Raw genomic sequence first — 491 nt, forward strand, 5'->3', positions numbered from 1 at the left:
GGTACGGAATCGGCACGGTCCCGTGGCGCGCGCTTGGACCCGGTTTAGTACCGTGGGCCCGCCCCGGAACCGTGCCGATTCCGTACCTGTCCAGGGGTCCGGCTTCCGATAGCCCCGCACGGCCTGGGATAGTGCCCCCGGACGTCAGACATCCCTGGACTCCCTGTGTCGGGGGCCAATTCGGGGGACAACTCAGTGGGGCATGGAGTGCCAGAACTCGTACTCGAAATCAACGGACGGACCTGGACGCTCGATTCGTCCCGGTCCTACACGATCGGCCGGGACCCGCAGGGGGACGTGGTGCTCGAGGACGCCAGGGTCTCCTGGCGCCACGCGACGGTCCGTCACGCCGACGGCGGCTGGCTGCTGGAGGACCACGGGTCCACCAACGGCACCTGGGTGCAGGGGCAGCGCGTCCAGCAGACGCGCCTGGCACCCGGCGCCCCGGTGCACCTCGGCAACGCGACCGACGGCCCGCGGCTGACCCCGTC

General features: G+C 70.7%; 1 protein-coding gene. It reads left to right on the forward strand.

Going from position 1 to position 491, the window contains the following annotated elements; translation table 11 throughout:
* Positions 1-195 precede the first annotated feature (195 nt).
* Positions 196-491: FHA domain-containing protein (locus ACOV8S_RS12625; protein ID WP_448317875.1), on the forward strand; the 296-nt coding region annotated here is incomplete at its 3' end.

The sequence above is a fragment of the Streptomyces sp. CO7 genome (assembly GCF_053474865.1).